Genomic DNA, 17,147 nt, shown 5'->3' on the forward strand with positions numbered 1-17,147 from the left:
TAAAAGGTTAAAAGTATAATTTAAATACGTCTTCATATTTTAATTAGCTACGTCACTAATAAATTTTATCCTCAGCATTCTCACTTCCTCATCAGAAAGCTCATCCCCGAATTCATCCAGCAACACTTTCATGCTGTCACTTTCAGATTCGTTCATGAATTCCATGAAGCCATCTACGATATCTTCATCAAAATTATCTTCAATATAATAGTCTATATTAAGTTTTGTTCCCTGATACACTATACTTTCCATCTCTTTCAGCAGCTCGTTCATGCTCAGGTTTTTGGCTCTGGCTATATCTTCAAGGTCAATTTTTTTATCTGTACTCTGAATAATGAAAACTTTATGGCTGGACTTATTCGCCACCTGCTTCAGTACCATATCCTGAGTGCGTTCTATATTGTTATCTTCAACGTATGTTTTGATAAAATCGGCGAATTCTTTTCCATATTTCTTCGCTTTTCCTTCACCAACGCCGTAAATTTTGGTTATCTCCTCTACCGTGATCGGGTACTGAACCGTCATATCTTCGAGGCTAGGGTCCATGAATACGGTATAAGGAGGAATTCCATGTTTTTTAGCAACTTTTTTTCTTAATTCCTTTAGCTGACCGAACAGATTTTGATCCAGCCCTCCTCCGGACTGCATTTGGATCTGGTCGCTCTCTGCCTTAGCCTGGGTAAGATCAAACTCCCTGTCTTCTGCAATCAGAAAGGCTCCTTTGAATTTACCGTTTAAAAGAAGTCTGCCGTTTTCAGCAATTTTAAGGACTCCATAGGTTTCTATATCTTTCTGAAGAAAATTCTGGACAGTAGCCTGTCTCAAGATAGTTTTCCAGTAATTGTCTTTTTCTTCTTTTCCAAAACCGAAAAAGGAACTTTGTTCCAGTTTATAGGATTTGGTAACTGCCGTTTCTTTGCCGGTGATCACAGAAATAAGATCTTTAGCTTTAAATTTTTCTCCGGTATCTTTGATCAGTTCAAGGGCTTTCTTCAGATCAGTGGTCGTATCCTTTAGTTTCGGAGGATCAGATGCATTATCACACATCCTTGCTCCATCCCCATTCACCGGGTCAAAACACTCTCCGAAATAGTACAGGATATACTGTCTCCTGCTCATTGATGTTTCGGCATAGCCTACTACTTCATTTAAAAGCTGTAAGCCGATCTCTCTTTCGGAAACGGGCTTCTGAGCAAGGAATTTTTCCAGTTTTTCAATATCCTTCGGATCATAAAAAGCCAGGCAGTGGCCTTCACCTCCATCACGGCCTGCACGCCCGGTTTCCTGATAATAGCTTTCCAGGGATTTGGGAAAATCATAATGGATCACAAAGCGTACATCCGGCTTATCGATCCCCATTCCAAATGCAATGGTAGCCACGATCACATCTACCTCCTCCATCAGGAATTTATCCTGATTGGCTACTCTCACTTTCTGGTCCAGTCCGGCATGATAAGGAAGTGCATTGATCCCGTTCACCTGTAAAAGCTGGGCAAATTCCTCTACTTTTCTACGGCTCAGGCAATAGACAATTCCGGATTTTCCTTTATGCTGATTGATAAATTTAACAATCTCTTTATCTACATTGATCTTCGGACGTACTTCGTAGTATAAATTCGGACGGTTAAAGCTTTCCTTAAATACCAAAGCACCCGTCATACCCAAAGTTTTCTGGATATCATCCTGTACCTTAGGAGTTGCGGTAGCCGTTAATGCAATGACAGGGACATCCGCTATTTTATCAATAATAAGTTTCAGGTTTCTGTATTCAGGCCTGAAATCATGTCCCCACTCTGAGATACAGTGAGCCTCGTCAATAGCAAAGAAAGAAATTTTCACTTCTTTCAGAAAATCAAGGTAATCTTCCTTGATCAGTGATTCGGGAGCCACATACAACAGTTTTGTCTTACCGCTTTTAATGTCGTCAAAAACCTGTTTTGTCTGTGTTTTATTTAATGATGAATTTAAAACATGGGCAACTCCGTCATCAGATGAAAGGCCGTTTACCGCATCTACCTGATTCTTCATTAAAGCTATTAAGGGCGAAACTACTATTGCCGTTCCTTCGGAAATGAGAGCCGGAAGTTGGTAGCATAAAGATTTACCCCCTCCTGTCGGCATCAAAACGAATATATCTTTCCCATCTAACAGGTTTTCTATGATCTGCTCCTGCTGGCCTTTGAATGTAGAAAACCCAAAATATTTTCTCAACTCGCCTGATAAATTGGCTTTTTTTGCGCTCATCTAATTTTGTATTGCTAAATTTGCATCCAACTCAAAGTTATAAAATTTTTGCTTAAAATAAAAGCGAACGAATTTATAAAAAATAAAATTTATATTAAATATTCTTTTTAAAGTATAACAGTTTTTAAGAGATTTTTTGTATACCCCAAAAAGTAAAATGGAAAGGCTTAATATTATTTCAATAGCAAAAAGTACGCTGGAGATCGAAATTTCAGAACTCGAAAAGTTAAAAAACAGAATTGACGATGATTTTGCAAAAGCTGTAGAGATCATTCATTCGGCAAAAGGAAAGCTGATCGTTGTGGGGATCGGAAAGTCTGCCCACGTAGGAAACAAGATCGTAGCAACTTTGAATTCTACAGGTACCCCTTCTCAATTCCTTCATGCTTCGGAAGCCATCCACGGTGACCTGGGCGTAATCCAGAAACAGGATGTGGTGCTCTGTATCTCAAATTCCGGAAATTCTCCTGAAATTGTAAATCTTGTTCCTTACCTGAAAGACTATTCTTCCGCCCTGATCGGGATGACAGGGAATAAAAAAAGTAAGCTAGCGGAATTTTCCGAGGTTATTTTGGACACCCACGTAGATATGGAAGCCTGCCCGAACAAACTGGCCCCCACAAGCTCAACTACCCTTCAAATGGCTTTAGGAGACGCTTTAGCCATTGCCTTAATGGAGCTGAATGATTTCAGAGAAAATGATTTTGCCAAATTCCATCCGGGCGGAAGCCTGGGGAAAAACCTGACTTCCAAAGTGGAACAGTTCCTTTCTTCTCAGAAACCTCAGGTAACTGAAAATGCTTCTATCAGGGATGTTATCATATCCATCAGTGCATCCAGCCACGGAATTACCGTAGTAACGGATGATAATAAGATCATTGGGGTAATTACCGACGGAGATTTAAGGAGAATGCTGATGAAAGGCGAAAATGTGTCTAAAATCCTGGCTAAAGATATTATGTCTGCCTACCCGAAAACCATAGAAAAGGATGCTTTGGCAAAAGAAGCAATGAAAGTACTGAAAAACAATAATATCGGACAACTTATCGTTACGGAAAACGGGGAATATTTCGGGATCATTGATCTGCATAAGCTTTTGGATGAAGGGATCAATTGATTAGTAATTCAGAAGTTAGTAACCAGAAATTAGAAGATGCAATAATGTTTCAAGATAGTAAAGCATCTGATTTTAAGAATAAACTTTAAACCTTGAACTTTAAACTTCTATCTTCCTGCTTTACTAAAACTTTTTTCATAAATTTGGGGCTTTAAAATTGTATTCTGTGAGTGATGATAAAGAAATGTCCTTTCTTGGGCATATTGGAGAATTAAGAGGCCACCTCATCCGCTCAATTATTGCTATTGTGATTGCCGCCTTTATTGTGGGCTTCAATATCAACTGGATCATGGACCATATCTTTTTTGGCCCTACAAGAAATGATTTTCCTACATTTAAGATCGTCAACCACTTTTCCAGAATGATCCTGGGAGAAGACAGCATTAAGCTTCCCAAAGATTTTCCGGTTCGTGTACAAAGGCTTTACCAGCAGTTCAATGTTATGATGGCTGTTTCTATCTTTGGAGGAATGGTATTGGCATTCCCTTATATCGTATGGGAATTGTGGAGATTCATCAGCCCTGCTTTACATCCGAGAGAAAAGAAAAACTCTATTTTTATCATTAATTCTGTATGGATTCTTTTCATGAGCGGAGTTTTATGCGGATATTTTTTAATTCTTCCTTTTGCAGTCAACTTCGGGGTAATTTTTAAGATTTCGGATATCATTGTCCCGCTTTATGATTTAAGTGATTACACTACCCTGTTCTTACAGGTGGTTTTGGGAATGGGTGTTATTTTTCTTTTCCCGGTCCTTATTTATTTCCTTACCAATATCGGGATTCTGACACCGATGTTCATGAAAACATACCGTCGTCATGCTATTGTCCTTATTATGGTAGTTGCCGCGATCATTACTCCGGCAGATGTTCTAAGTATGCTGATGGCTGCTTTCCCGCTCATTATTCTGTATGAATTTAGTATCATGATGTGTTCTTATACCTATAAGAAGGTACAGAAACGCGAGGCTAATCTTCCTGCGATTCAATAACACATTTCTTTCTTTTAAACTATAGAAAAATCAGTATGAACTGTCATTCTGAACAAAGTGAAAGGTCTAAAATAATCAGGAGAGATTTTTCCTGATGTCAGAGTGGCCAGACAAAACACTTGGACTCAAATGGAAATAAATCGATTATAAAAGACTCGTATTTTTTAAATTTTATTTTCAATAATTACTGAAAGTTCAAAAATATTTTTATCTTTGTATGGAATTAAGCAGATTTATTCAAATGAAAAAGATCCACAACCTACTGAATTATTGCATTGCTGGCGTCTGGATCATCAACGGACTGTTTTGTAAGATGTTGAATCTTGTTCCGCGCCACGAGGAGATCGTTGCTAGAATTTTAGGAAATAATTATTCAGGAATATTAACTGTTCTGATTGGGCTTTCAGAAATTGTTATGGCATTATGGATCTTAACAGGGTTCAAATCCGGACTGAATGCAATCATACAAATCACAGTCATTACAGCAATGAATATCCTTGAATTCATTTTAGTGCCCGATCTGTTGTTATGGGGCCATTTTAATTCAGTATTTGCTTTTCTATTTGTCCTATTTATTTATTTTAACGAGTTTTATGTAAACCCAAAACCTCAGAATCACCATGCTTGACTTTTTAAAAAATCATCCGTTTGCCGTTGAAGCTTTTTTTGAGAGTTCATTAGTTTTGACATTCACAGTTCCTAAGGAACAACTGCAGGATCTCATCCCGGAGTGCCTGGAACTGGATACTTTCCAGGATAAATGGGCCTTTGTGGCAGTAGCAATGGTACAGACCAAAGATCTGCGCCCGAAAGGGTTTCCGAAGTTTATGGGAAATGATTTTTTCCTGATCGGTTACCGTGTCTTTGTGCGGTACACTACCCAAGCAGGAAAAAGGCTTCGCGGCCTGTACATCCTTAAATCTGAAACGGATAAAAAGAAAATGGAATTCCGGGGCAATCTGTTTACCCATTATAATTATTCTACAACAGATATAAAGCAGACGGAAGAAGAGAGTACAAAAGAAATACAATCCGTTAAATCAAAATTTAAAGTTATTATAGACAAAAACGAAGAAAATATTTCTCTTCCTCAAAATTCCCCTTTTGCAGACTGGAAAGAGGCAAGAAGATTTGCAGGCCCGCTTCCCTTTACTTTCACCTACAATAAGGAAACAAGAGAAGTTCTTATCATTGAAGGAGTAAGGCAGAACTGGACCCCCCAACCGGTAAAAGTTATTGATTATCATTTTGATTTTTTAGATGTATTGAAGCTGAAAAATCCCGTTTTAGCGAATGCTTTTGTTATTAAAAATATTCCATATTATTGGAAAAAAGGAAAAATTGAGTCATGGAAATAAAAAGAAGGCCATTTCAGGGTGTTTTAAATATTTTAAGCTTTAACCGGCATTTCTATATTATAGGAATAGGGATTCTTGCTTTAATTATATTCAGCCGTCAACTTATTGAGTGGCCGGGGACTTTATATTGGATAATTATTGCAGCATTTCTTTATGGGCTTATCATGCCGCTATTAGTTTCTGCTTATGTCTACGACTTTTCGGGGTATTACCATTTTCGATGGCTGAAAGACTGCTCGATCGACCCAAACCAAGTAAAGCAAATTTTAAACATTAACGCGGGCTTTGATGAAACAAGCTTTATCATTAAAAATAATTTTCCGCAAGCTGATTTAAAAGTATTTGATTTTTATGACGCGGAACGGCATACCGAACCGGCCATCATACGGGCCCGTAAAGTGAGCCTCGTTTATCCTGATACGAAGCAAATGACATCAGGTTCAATCCCCTTACCTGATCAGTCTACTGACGTTATTTTCCTGCTTTCGGCGGTGCATGAAATAAGGAAAAATGAAGAAAAAGTGCAGTTCTTAAAGGAGTGCCACCGGGTATGCAAAACCGGCGGAAAGGTAATTATGGTAGAACATTTACGGGATTTTCCTAATTTCTTAGCCTTTTCGGTAGGGTTTACTCATTTTTTTTCAAAAAAAGTATGGAAAAATGCCTTTAAAGACTCCGGATTTGCATCATGTCAGGAAGTAAAGTTTACGCCTTTTATGTCTATCTTCATTTGTACTCCTTAATGATCACTAAAATGGAACTTCATTTAAAAATAACCGGTATACTCCTTATTATCTTAGCATTGATCCATATTGCTTTCCCTAAATATTTTAACTGGGAAAAGGAGTTCCGACCTTTGAGCCTTATGAACCGGCAGATGATGAGGGTTCATACTATTTTCATTGCATTAATTATTTTTCTTATGGGCCTGCTTTGTCTTACTTCTTTCAATGAATTGACTGAACCCGGCCTTGGCAAAAAAATCATCTTAGGGTTGGGAGTATTCTGGACTACCCGGCTGATCATCCAGTTTTTCGGGTATTCATCAGAATTATGGAAAGGAAAAACGTTTGAAACCATTATCCATATAATTTTTTCTTTACTCTGGATATATATCAGCTCTTTGTTCTGGATCATATATTTTAGCTGATCATTTATATTATAAGCTTGCTTAAACTTTTATTTTTAACCACAAAAGCTATTGTAAACACTTAAGTTTAATGAAAAGCTCATTACGAAGTATATTAAAGAGCACATAAGTTTTTTGAAAATCTTTGATTTTTCTCTTTAATGGGCCTTTTAAGGCCTTATTTTACAGATTCATCTAAAAACTTTTGCTTCTTTTGTGGTTAAAAATAAAAATCCAATAAGTTTTATTTATAAGAAAATTTCTAAGCTGAAGTGCCCTGAAGTGTATCTAAATAAGAAACTTTTATGGTTAAAAATAAAAGTTTAAACAAACTTATATTGAAAATAAAATATTGGTATTAAATTTTCTATTTTTGGTAGATTAATAATTTGATTTCAAATGAAAAAGTTGACTTATACACTTTTGTTTGCATCAGGGCTTGTTTTCGGACAATTCTTTGAGAAGCCTGAGTCCTTTACAAAACAAGACACTTTAAAAGGCTCTAATACAAAATTCCGTAACTTCTGGGATGTCAAAAAATATGAGCTTTCCGTAGAGCCTGATTTTGAACAGAAAAGCATCAAAGGAAGTAATAAGATCAGCTTTGAGATCATAAAGGATATCTCCAATCCTGTTTTCCAGATAGACCTGCAGCAGCCTATGAAAGCTGATAAAATAGCTTCAAACTTCCCTATAGCTGATTATAAGCAGGATGGTGATTTTATTTTCATCAACACTAAAAAGAACTTTAAAAAAGGAGAAAAATATACTATTGACATCCTATATTCCGGGAAACCTACGATTGCAAAAATGCCACCGTGGGACGGAGGATGGGTTTTCGAAAAGGATGAGAACGGAAACCCCTGGATGAGTGTAGCCGATGAGGGAATAGGGGCTTCTGTGTGGCTGCCGACCAAAGATATCTGGAGCGATGAGCCGGAGAATGGCGTTATTATGAAGATTATTACGCCAAAAGATCTGGTAGGAGTAGGAAACGGAAGGCTGATCGATAAGAAAACAGATAAGGATAAAAACATTTTCACATGGGAAGTTAAAAATTCCATCAATGCTTATTCTATCATTCCGAATATCGGTAAATATGTGAATTTTAAAGATACCTATAAAGGAGAGAAAGGAACCCTTGATCTGGATTACTGGGTTTTGGATTATAACCTGGAAAAGGCAAAGAAGCAGTTCCAGCAGGTAAAACCTATGCTTTCTGCTTTTGAATACTGGTTTGGCCCGTATCCTTTCTACGAGGATTCTTATAAGCTTGTAGATTCTCCCTATCTGGGAATGGAGCACCAAAGCAATGTGGCCTATGGAAATCGCTATATGAACGGATACCTTGGCAATGACCTTTCGGGGACCGGCGTAGGATTAAACTGGGATTATATCATTATCCACGAAAGCGGCCATGAGTGGTATGCCAATAACATTACGGCAAAGGATCAGGCGGATATGTGGGTGCATGAAGGCTTTACCATGTATTCCGAGGTTCTTTTCACTGAAAAGTATATGGATAAAAAGTCTGCGGATATGTATGCCCAGGGAATCCGGAAAAGCATCAGCAATGATGCTCCTATCATTGGTAAATACGGAGTAAGAAATGAAGGAAGCGGAGATATGTATACGAAAGGGGCAAGTATGCTGCATACCATCAGGCAGGTTATGAATGACGATGATAAGTTCAGGCAGATCTTAAGAGGCATGAATAAAGATTTTTATCATCAGACGGTAACGACACAGCAGATCGAAAATTATATTTCGTCTCATTCAGGGGTCGATTTTTCCAGCGTATTTGACCAATACCTGAGAACAGTAAAAATCCCTACCCTTGAGTATTCCCAAAATGGCAGTGAGCTGAAATTCAGGTATACAGATGTTGTAAAAAATTTAAAACTTCCGATCCGTATTGATGGAGAGCAGACGATAAGCCCGACAGAAGAATGGCAGACCGTAAAACTTAAAAAGAGTACTCCGGTAGATTTTAATAAGAACTATTATATTTATTATAAGAAAGTGTAATAAAAAGGTGAAAGGGCAAAATAGCTGTTTTGCCTTTTATTTTTTATTCTTGAACTTGTTTAGACTTTTATTTTTATCCACAAAAGAAGCAAAAGTTTCAGATGAATCTGAAAAATAAGGCCTTAAAAAGCTCATCAAAGAAGAAAATCAAAGATTTTCAAAACCTTATGTACTCTTCAATATCCTTCGTAGGGCGTTTTTCTTTAAACTTAATTGTTTAATAGCTGTTGCGGCTTTGGTGGTTTATTTTTTTGAGAAGTTTAAATAAGTACTCTATAAGCAATTTTACAATTTCGCGATTTTGCCTTTTTACTACTTCCCATTTTGCTTTTTCATTTTTTAAGAAAAGTTTATCATCCCTATCCGTAACAAAATCAGTTTTCCGACTACTATTTATCTATAAATTAAACTCAATGAAAAAAATAGCACTTACTTTAGGAGTTTTAGCTGCCGTTCTGGTGAATGCGCAGTCCATTAAAACCACTATAGACCTTGTGAATGTAAAAGATGATAAGGTAGCCGTAACCATGGAATTCCCGAAAATGAAGTCCGGTGATGTGAAGTTCCATTTTCCTAAAACGGTTCCCGGAACTTATTCTGTAGACGATTACGGAAGATTTGTGGAAGGCATTAAATTTTTTGATAATAAAGGAAAAGAACTGACCTATACAAAGGTGAATGATAATACGTATGCTCTTAAAAATGCACAGAATCTGAGCAAGATTTCTTACCTTGTGAATGACAGCTTTGATGAGGAAATGGATGCTTCAAAGCATAAGGCAGTATTTTCTCCTTCGGGAACGGATATCGAGCAGGGAAAAGTATATCTGATCAACACTCACGGTTTCATCGGATATATAGATAATATGCAGGATGTGCCTTATCAGCTGGTTGTTCAGAAACCTTCCGATTTTTATGGTACAACAGCTCTGGTAGACCAGGATAAATCAGACGCTACAGATACTTATACATTGGCTAATTATGCCAAATTAACGGATTCTCCTCTGATGTATACGAAGCCTGATTATATCACCTTCAATGCGGGAGGTATGGATCTTGTTCTGGGAGTTTATTCTCCGACAGGAAAGTATAAGGCTTCGGATTTCAAAGATAACCTGGAAAAGATGGTTATTGCTCAGAAAAAATTCCTGGGTGATATGAATACGAATAAGAAGTATGCAATCATGCTTTATCTTTCCGGGACGGGAGAACCTCAGATCAAAGGTTTCGGGGCTTTGGAACATCATGAATCCACCAGTGTGGTTTTACCGGAAATGATGCCGAAAGAAGCTATTGATCAAACGATTACCGATGTGGTTTCTCATGAGTTTTTCCATACGGTGAATCCTTTGAAAACGCATTCTGAAGAGATCCATTATTTTGATTATGCAGATCCTAAAATGTCTCAGCATCTTTGGATGTATGAGGGCGGAACCGAATATTTTGCCAATCTGTTCCAGATCCAGGAAGGACTGATCAATAAAAATGAATTCCTGCAAAGAATCAGTGAAAAAATTGCCAATTCTAAAAATTACAATGATACGATGCCGTTTACGGTAATGAGTAAAAATGTACTTCTGGATCAATATAAGGATCAATACAGGAATGTTTACGAAAAAGGTGCTCTTCTGGCCATGTGTCTGGATATTGAATTAAGAAAGTTATCAAATGGTGAAATGGGTTACCGTGATATGATCAGAAAACTGTCTCAGAGATTCGGAGAGAACAAGCCTTTTAAAGATGACAAATTAATTGATGAGCTGGTAACTGTTACCGGGTATCCGCAGGTAAAAGATTTTTACAAAAAATACATCGCCGGAGATCAGCCAACTCCTTACACAGAGTATTTAAATATGGTAGGTGTAGAAATAAATAAAAAAGAATCATCTCCTATTTTCTGGTTCATCAAAGACCCGAACCAGACAGGATATGATGATAAAAACAATGCTTTCGCCTTCGATGAGAGCTCTGCTTTATCTCCTTTTTCAAAAAGCATAGGATTCAAAATCACAGATCAGGTTTTTGCATTGGACGGAAAAACCATTAACATTCAAAACGCCCAGGAGTTTGTGGGCTACGCACAAAGCATTAAAGAAGGGCAAAATGTTACGGTTACCGTTTTAAGAAAAAATGGAGACAAAACCGAGAAAATAGACCTTAAAGGAAAAGCTATCTTAGATAAAATATCTATAGAAACACTTCAGTTCAAGGCCAACCCGACTCCGGCAGAACAAAAACTGCAGGATCAGTGGCTGACCGGTAAAAAATAAACAATAAAAAGCAGGGAAAATTTCCCTGCTTTTTTATTCAATCTCTGAATTTTCAGATTCTATTTTACTTTTCCACTTTTCAAGTTCAAGGGAAGGCAATCCATACATTTTCCTTCTTTTCTTTACGGTATCATAGGGAACATCGTCCTGAAGTTTATCTACATATAAAGAGGTCCCATCGTCTCCAAAATAATAGCTCCTGGTATTTTCAATATTTTTAAGAGCGAGAAAATTCTTCATTTCTATGGGTTCCGCAGCACCCTTTTTTACATTTTCATACAATATTTTATAAATGATTTCATACTGCTGCTCATTTTTATTGAAATGAATAAAAAGCGGGATAAGAAACACTTTTGATCCCATATGAATGTTCTGAACGGTAGGATATCCGTATTTTGCATAAATTTCAAAATTTTCTGCATTAACCTCTTTTTCGGCTTCCATTCTTTTCGGGCTTTGGTCTAAGCTCCTTATTTTATTGATCCCATCTATATATTCCTGCTTTAAATTATTTTTATGGAACTGTTCTGTCTCTTTAATTTTCTGATCATTAAAACCATTTTCAGCATAAACTTTTTTAAGGATATCATCTGTACCAATGGTTGAGGAATTATACCCCCAAAGCATGATCAGATCGTTCAAATAAGGCCTGTAGTCCCGTTTCACACCCAGTTTTTCACCCAACACAATGTAAGTTTTCATTTCATAGTAGAACATTGTATTTCTGGGTTTATATATTTTGAACAGGTCATCTAACTTATCAAAGGACTCTTTCTCTTTACCAATCATCTTGAGGCTGTCCGCTTTGTACATTTCCTGATAATACGGAAGGTAATCGACTTCTTTTTCTAAATATTTATCAGGTTGCTGGCCTTTAAGGAAAGCCATAGGAAGTAGAGAAAAAGTTATGAATACATTCAAAGATCTCACCATCTTTAGTTTTATAGTGTTGAATAAGTATAATTTACATTTTCTTGATCATGATCCTGAAAGTAGTCCCTTTTCCTGGTTCGGTCTGGGAGATCCTGATATCACCGTTATGGTATTCCTGTACTACTCTTTTTGCCAGAGACAATCCCAGTCCCCAGCCTCTTTTTTTCGTAGAATACCCCGGTTTAAAGGCATTGACAGCCTGCCGTTTCGTCATCCCGCCTCCGGTATCTTTTACCTCGATCAGGATATTTTTGTTTCTTTCAAAAACAGACATCAGTATTGATCCCTCCCCTTTCATTGCATCCACGGCATTTTTTACTAAATTTTCAATAACCCAACTCATCAGGATCCTGTTATGCGGAACCAGTATATTATAAGTTGGAAGATGTAAAGTAAAGTTGATCTTCTTTGAGATCCTGGATTTTAAGTAATCATAATTTTCCCGTATCGTTTCATTGAAGTTAAGGTCGTTCAGCTCAGGTACGGAACCTATTTTTGAAAATCTTTCAGAAATGGTTTTCAGTCTTTCAATATCCTTTTCAATTTCACTCACTCCTTCTGATTCCGGATTTTCCAGCTTCATAATCTCCATCCATCCGATCATGGAAGACAAAGGAGTTCCTATTTGGTGGGCTGTTTCCTTGGCCAAACCTGCCCAGAGATACCCTTCGTCCGTTTTCTTTACGGTCTTTAAAAACCAGAATGTAAATAATAAATAGGAAAGTATAAATAATCCCAGAAAATAGGGATAATACTGTAAAGTATTAAGCAATTTTGAATTGTCATAGTACACAAACTGATTGTTGCCATCAGGAACTTTAATCTCGATAGGAGGATAGCTTTTAGCCATTTTTTTAGCTAAAGCAGTTATTTTAGCGGTATCATTTTCAATTTCTTTAGAGATATTCCTGTGAACCATTGGCCTGTCCTGTTTATCCAGTACGATCATAGGAATTGTAGTATTAGAACTATAGATTTTAAGAATCAGCTCCTGTACCTCTAAGCTGGGAGTAACTTCCTGCTGAAATTTCAGTGCGCTGACCAAAATATCAACCCTTTTTATTTCTTCTTTTTTAAGATAATTAATAAATAAGGTAGAAGCAACCACAATAACTGCCACGACAAGGGTCATTAATACAAAAATAAACCAGTTATTGAATCTTGCAAGTATGGATTTTCTCAAAGCAACTTATTTTAAAACATTCAGGATCTTCTGCAGCTCCGCACTTCCGCTTCCCTGATAATTATTAATGATAACGGAAAATATATATTTTTTACCGTCTTTGGAAGTATGATAGCCCGCGTAGGACTTGGTATCCCGCATGGTCCCGCTTTTCATTTTCATGCCGTTATCCTGAATGGGAAAGCCATCGTAATAAGACTCAAACCAAGGCTGTTTTTTAGCATATGCCAATGCCTGCACCTCTGCCCTTGCCGAAGCATAATTTTGAGGGGAAAGCCCGCTGCCGTCTGCAAAGTTGATCATATTTGCATTAATGCCTTTTGACTTCCAGAATTCTTTAAGGTAGGCAACACCGCTTTTAAAGCTCGAATTTCCTTTTTTCTCCTTTCCCAGTGTTTTGATCAGGGTTTCCCCGTACAGGTTTACACTTTTCCTCAAAAACCAGTAGATGATCTTATCCAGTGTCGGGGACTGATAGGTCAGAATAATATTATTTTTCGGAGTTTCCAAAGGTTGTTTTCCCTCTATTTCAAGCTGTGAATTTGTAATAATTTTTCCTGAAAGCTCAATTCCGGATTCTTTCAGCCATTGCTTAACCTCAGCTCCCAATTGCAAAGGAGGATTAGGAGTAGATCCTGAAACTGTCACCGTTTTTCCTGCCGGCAGAGTTCCGTTGATCAAAGCTACCTCCGAATGGGGTGCCGTAAAGATCAGGCTTTGATCCGAACTTCCGCCTGCCTTAAGGTCGTTCAGCCATTTTATTCCTTCCAGAGGATAAGAAAAGCTTTTGAAATCTGTTCCGTTAATATTAATGTCAAACTGATTTTCTCTCCAGTTCACGCCCCAAACTCCTGCTCCATAGTAATTACCCAAATCATCCCACGGCCAGCCTCCCGGAATCGTCTGATGGTCAAAATAGGAATCATCGATCACCAGATCTCCTGATATTTTTGTAATTCCGGATTTTTTTACAGCATCCATTAGCTTTTGCTTAAAGCTTTCCGGTTTATATGCCTCATAACGCCAGCTTCCTAAAGTAGGGTCTCCGTTTGAGCTGATGAAAAGATTTCCGTTCAGAACACCACCCGAGATATTCCCAGAATAGGCTGATGTTGTTTTATAGGTATAATTTTTCCCTAGGGTCTCCAAAGCAGCGGCAGCCGTGAATATTTTCTGTGTAGAAGCCGTAGAAAGCCCTTTATTTCCCTGATATTCATAGATAAAATTTCCGTTATCATCTGCTACATATAATGATAAGCTGGAAGCAATAGCCCCGGAAGAATCCATCAGATCTTTGGCAGCCTTGTCCAGTTTTTGGGTTATATTTTGAGCAAAAACAGCCTGCGTCGATAAAGCCAGAACAGCAAATGCTTTTTTCATTATCCTGTTGTTTATTCAAATATAGTAAAATAAGAGATGCTGATGCTCAGTTACAGCTTACTTCCGGCTTCTACCTCGTACGGTTCTTTTCCTTTTTCAAAAATTCTTGTCAGTTCGCTTCCTTCTACAGTGATCGTATCTCCTATCTTTCTGATCCAGTTTCCTTCCCGTAATCCCACTACTTTAAGGTCATTTTGGGTCAGGAATTCCCTGATCCGGGTCTCACGGGTTTCTCCGTTGTGCTTCAGATCCGGATTGGGATCTAAATAGTGCGGATTAATATTAAAAGGAACCAGTCCCATACAGTCAAAACTTGGCGGATACACAATAGGCATATCATTCGTGGTTCTCATATTCTGTCCCCCGATATTACTTCCGGCACTGCATCCGAGATAGGGTTTTCCGCCCTCAGCATTTCGCTTTAAAACAGACATCAACCCTTCCTCATGAAGGGTTTTTACCAATAAAAAAGTGTTTCCTCCGCCTGTAAAATACCCTTTGGCATTATTCAACGCTTCGGCCTTATTTTCAAATTCGTGCAATCCTTTCACCCTGACATTGAGAGTTTCGAAAAAAGAGCGTGCTTTTTGAGTATAATCATCATGGGAAATTCCTCCCGGTCTTGCGAACGGAATGAAAATAATTTCATCTATTCCTTCATATAGTTTTACTAATTCCTCTCTTAAATATTCCAGATATTCTCCTCCGAAAAGTGTGGATGTGGATGCCAGTATGATGTTCATTATTTTTAGTTATAAGTTATGAATTATAAGTTATGAGTTATGAATGGTTGATATTTTATTTGGAGATGCCCAAAGGAATAAATGATAATTGATGAATGATAGATCATTTCTCATATAAAATTAAAATTCATAATTTTCCTTTGTCATATGAAAGTTTACGAATGTAGTTCACGAAGCATCCTGGTAACGGTTTAAATTAGGTTTTTATTTTATGGTCTTTCCAAAGAAATCTGTTTCACCATTCAGGTACCTGAGAATCTTATCTACGTTTCTCTGAATACTTTCTTCTGTTTTAAGGTGATTGATATAACGGATCAGTTCATGTCTTCTTGACGGGATCAGATTTTCAAAGTTCTTCTGTGCAACCGGGCTTTCCCTGATCGCCTGTTCCAGTTTTGGATGTATGGGAATGCTCCGGTCTGTATCATCATATTCTACTGAAACTTCTATCGTTTCCCCTATCCTTTTCGGTGAATCCTTCAGCATCGTTAGATTAATATAAAGCCTCCATTCCCCCAGGTATTTCATCAGGTTTTGTCTGAATTCCTTCCCGTTTACGGTTCCTCTCACCGGGATCGGACTTTTATTTTTCCCGGAAGCACTGAAGATGGTATCCAGTATTTCTTCAGGAACAAAAACAAAGGGATTGATCCCGATAATTTCAAGCTTTGCTATAAAATGGTCACCTTTCATAGTTAACAAATTTACATTTTTTATGTAGAGTTTGTCTAAGCTTTTATTTCTCACCACAAAAGTCACAAAAGATTATAAACACTTTAGTTATTCAAGTTAAAATAATTGTGCGTATTAAAGTCCATATAAGGTACCTCTTCCGATTGAGCTCAAAAGTATTTTTCCAAAAAAGCATGAGCGTTCCTTTTTAACTTTATAAATAGACTTGTAAAATTAGCTTAAGTGTTCAAAAAGCATTTGAGATCTAGTTCTCCTAATAAGTTTAAACAGATTTGTAATAAACGAAAAACCCAACTCATAATTCATGACTTATAACTCATAACTTTTAACTCTATTAAAATTTTCCACTCACAAAGTAATCGTTATCTTTGCCAATAAATCTATTTAACAAAATGAAATTTTTTATTGACACTGCTAATCTTGATCAGATTAAAGAAGCGAAAGACCTTGGGATCCTTGATGGGGTAACGACCAACCCGTCATTAATGGCCAAAGAAGGAATTCAGGGAGCTGAAGCGATCAAAAACCATTACAAAACGATCTGCGAGATCGTAGACGGAGATATTTCTGCGGAAGTACTTTCCACTACATATGAAGAAATGATCAAAGAGGGTGAAGAGCTGGCTGCCATCCATCCTAATATTGTGGTAAAGATCCCGATGATCAAAGACGGTATAAAAGCATTAAAGTATTTTTCCGATAAAGGGATCAAAACCAACTGTACACTGATCTTCTCTGCAGGCCAGGCTCTTTTGGCTGCAAAAGCAGGTGCTACTTATGTTTCCCCCTTCCTGGGAAGACTGGATGATATTTCCACTGACGGATTAAATCTTATCCAGGAGATTCGTCTGATCTTTGATAACTATATGTATGAAACTGAAATTCTGGCAGCTTCCATCCGTCATTCCATGCATATTATCGATTGTGCGAAGATCGGGGCTGATGTTATTACTTCTCCGCTTCCTCCGATCCTGAGCCTATTAAAGCATCCTTTAACGGATAACGGCCTGGCACAGTTTATTGCAGATTCTAAAAAATTAGCTTAATTGCTGAATTACGATACTAAAAAAATCCCGAA

Annotated in this window: 15 protein-coding genes; 9 read left to right on the top strand and 6 right to left on the bottom strand. The window is 37.5% G+C overall.

The window, feature by feature from the left end; all coding sequences use genetic code 11:
- Positions 1-39 precede the first annotated feature (39 nt).
- On the bottom strand, positions 40-2,244 hold the full coding sequence (gene recQ / locus HNP38_RS04830; RefSeq protein ID WP_184185281.1) for a DNA helicase RecQ: 2,205 nt from the start codon (positions 2,242-2,244) through the stop codon (positions 40-42).
- Between the two features lie 157 nt (positions 2,245-2,401).
- Between recQ and HNP38_RS04835 the strand changes: the two genes are divergently transcribed.
- From HNP38_RS04835 to HNP38_RS04870, 8 genes are all read left to right on the top strand, one after another.
- On the top strand, positions 2,402-3,361 hold the full coding sequence (locus tag HNP38_RS04835) for an SIS domain-containing protein (RefSeq protein ID WP_184185284.1): 960 nt from the start codon (positions 2,402-2,404) through the stop codon (positions 3,359-3,361).
- Positions 3,362-3,527: 166 nt separating this feature from the next.
- A complete protein-coding gene (gene tatC / locus HNP38_RS04840) occupies positions 3,528-4,352 on the top strand; it encodes a twin-arginine translocase subunit TatC (protein WP_184185287.1) in 825 nt (274 codons plus the stop codon).
- A gap of 241 nt (positions 4,353-4,593) precedes the next feature.
- Entirely contained in the window at positions 4,594-4,980 is a 387-nt protein-coding gene (locus tag HNP38_RS04845; RefSeq protein ID WP_184185290.1) for a DoxX-like family protein, read from the top strand.
- Complete coding sequence (locus HNP38_RS04850) at positions 4,973-5,710, top strand: DUF2071 domain-containing protein (protein ID WP_184185293.1); 738 nt, start codon at positions 4,973-4,975, stop codon at positions 5,708-5,710. The genes HNP38_RS04845 and HNP38_RS04850 overlap by 8 nt, the downstream gene beginning before the upstream one ends.
- A complete protein-coding gene (locus tag HNP38_RS04855; protein WP_184185296.1) occupies positions 5,701-6,453 on the top strand; it encodes a class I SAM-dependent methyltransferase in 753 nt (250 codons plus the stop codon). Before HNP38_RS04850 ends, HNP38_RS04855 begins: the two co-directional genes overlap by 10 nt.
- 11 nt (positions 6,454-6,464) lie before the next feature.
- A complete protein-coding gene (locus tag HNP38_RS04860) occupies positions 6,465-6,860 on the top strand; it encodes a hypothetical protein (protein ID WP_184185299.1) in 396 nt (131 codons plus the stop codon).
- A gap of 378 nt (positions 6,861-7,238) precedes the next feature.
- Positions 7,239-8,867, top strand: a complete 1,629-nt coding sequence (locus tag HNP38_RS04865) for a M1 family metallopeptidase (protein ID WP_184185302.1) — start codon at positions 7,239-7,241, stop codon at positions 8,865-8,867.
- Between the two features lie 413 nt (positions 8,868-9,280).
- The gene (locus HNP38_RS04870; protein WP_184185305.1) at positions 9,281-11,137 is read left to right on the top strand and encodes a peptidase M61; all 1,857 of its coding nucleotides are present in this window, start codon (positions 9,281-9,283) and stop codon (positions 11,135-11,137) included.
- A 33-nt stretch (positions 11,138-11,170) separates the two neighbouring features.
- Here HNP38_RS04870 and HNP38_RS04875 read toward each other — a convergent pair whose 3' ends face one another.
- The 5 genes from HNP38_RS04875 to HNP38_RS04895 all read right to left on the bottom strand — a co-directional run bounded on the left by HNP38_RS04875 (position 11,171) and on the right by HNP38_RS04895 (position 16,069).
- Entirely contained in the window at positions 11,171-12,058 is an 888-nt protein-coding gene (locus tag HNP38_RS04875) for a hypothetical protein (RefSeq protein ID WP_228460935.1), read from the bottom strand.
- Positions 12,059-12,101: 43 nt separating this feature from the next.
- Positions 12,102-13,253 carry a sensor histidine kinase gene (locus HNP38_RS04880; protein ID WP_228460937.1) on the bottom strand — a complete coding sequence of 384 codons (1,152 nt, stop codon included), beginning with the start codon at positions 13,251-13,253 and terminating at the stop codon, positions 12,102-12,104.
- A 6-nt stretch (positions 13,254-13,259) separates the two neighbouring features.
- On the bottom strand, positions 13,260-14,633 hold the full coding sequence (dacB, locus tag HNP38_RS04885) for a D-alanyl-D-alanine carboxypeptidase/D-alanyl-D-alanine-endopeptidase (protein WP_184185311.1): 1,374 nt from the start codon (positions 14,631-14,633) through the stop codon (positions 13,260-13,262).
- 50 nt (positions 14,634-14,683) lie between these two features.
- A complete protein-coding gene (pepE, locus tag HNP38_RS04890; RefSeq protein ID WP_184185314.1) occupies positions 14,684-15,376 on the bottom strand; it encodes a dipeptidase PepE in 693 nt (230 codons plus the stop codon).
- A 204-nt stretch (positions 15,377-15,580) separates the two neighbouring features.
- Positions 15,581-16,069 (bottom strand): YdeI/OmpD-associated family protein, encoded by a 489-nt coding sequence (locus HNP38_RS04895; RefSeq protein ID WP_184185317.1) that lies wholly within the window; start codon positions 16,067-16,069, stop codon positions 15,581-15,583.
- A gap of 392 nt (positions 16,070-16,461) precedes the next feature.
- On the opposite strand from HNP38_RS04895, the gene fsa reads away from it, so the two are divergent.
- Positions 16,462-17,115, top strand: coding sequence for a fructose-6-phosphate aldolase (gene fsa / locus HNP38_RS04900; protein WP_184185320.1), 654 nt, complete (start codon positions 16,462-16,464; stop codon positions 17,113-17,115).
- Positions 17,116-17,147: the final 32 nt, after the last annotated feature.

It is taken from the genome of Chryseobacterium defluvii, assembly GCF_014204415.1.
GTDB lineage: Bacteria > Bacteroidota > Bacteroidia > Flavobacteriales > Weeksellaceae > Chryseobacterium > Chryseobacterium defluvii_A.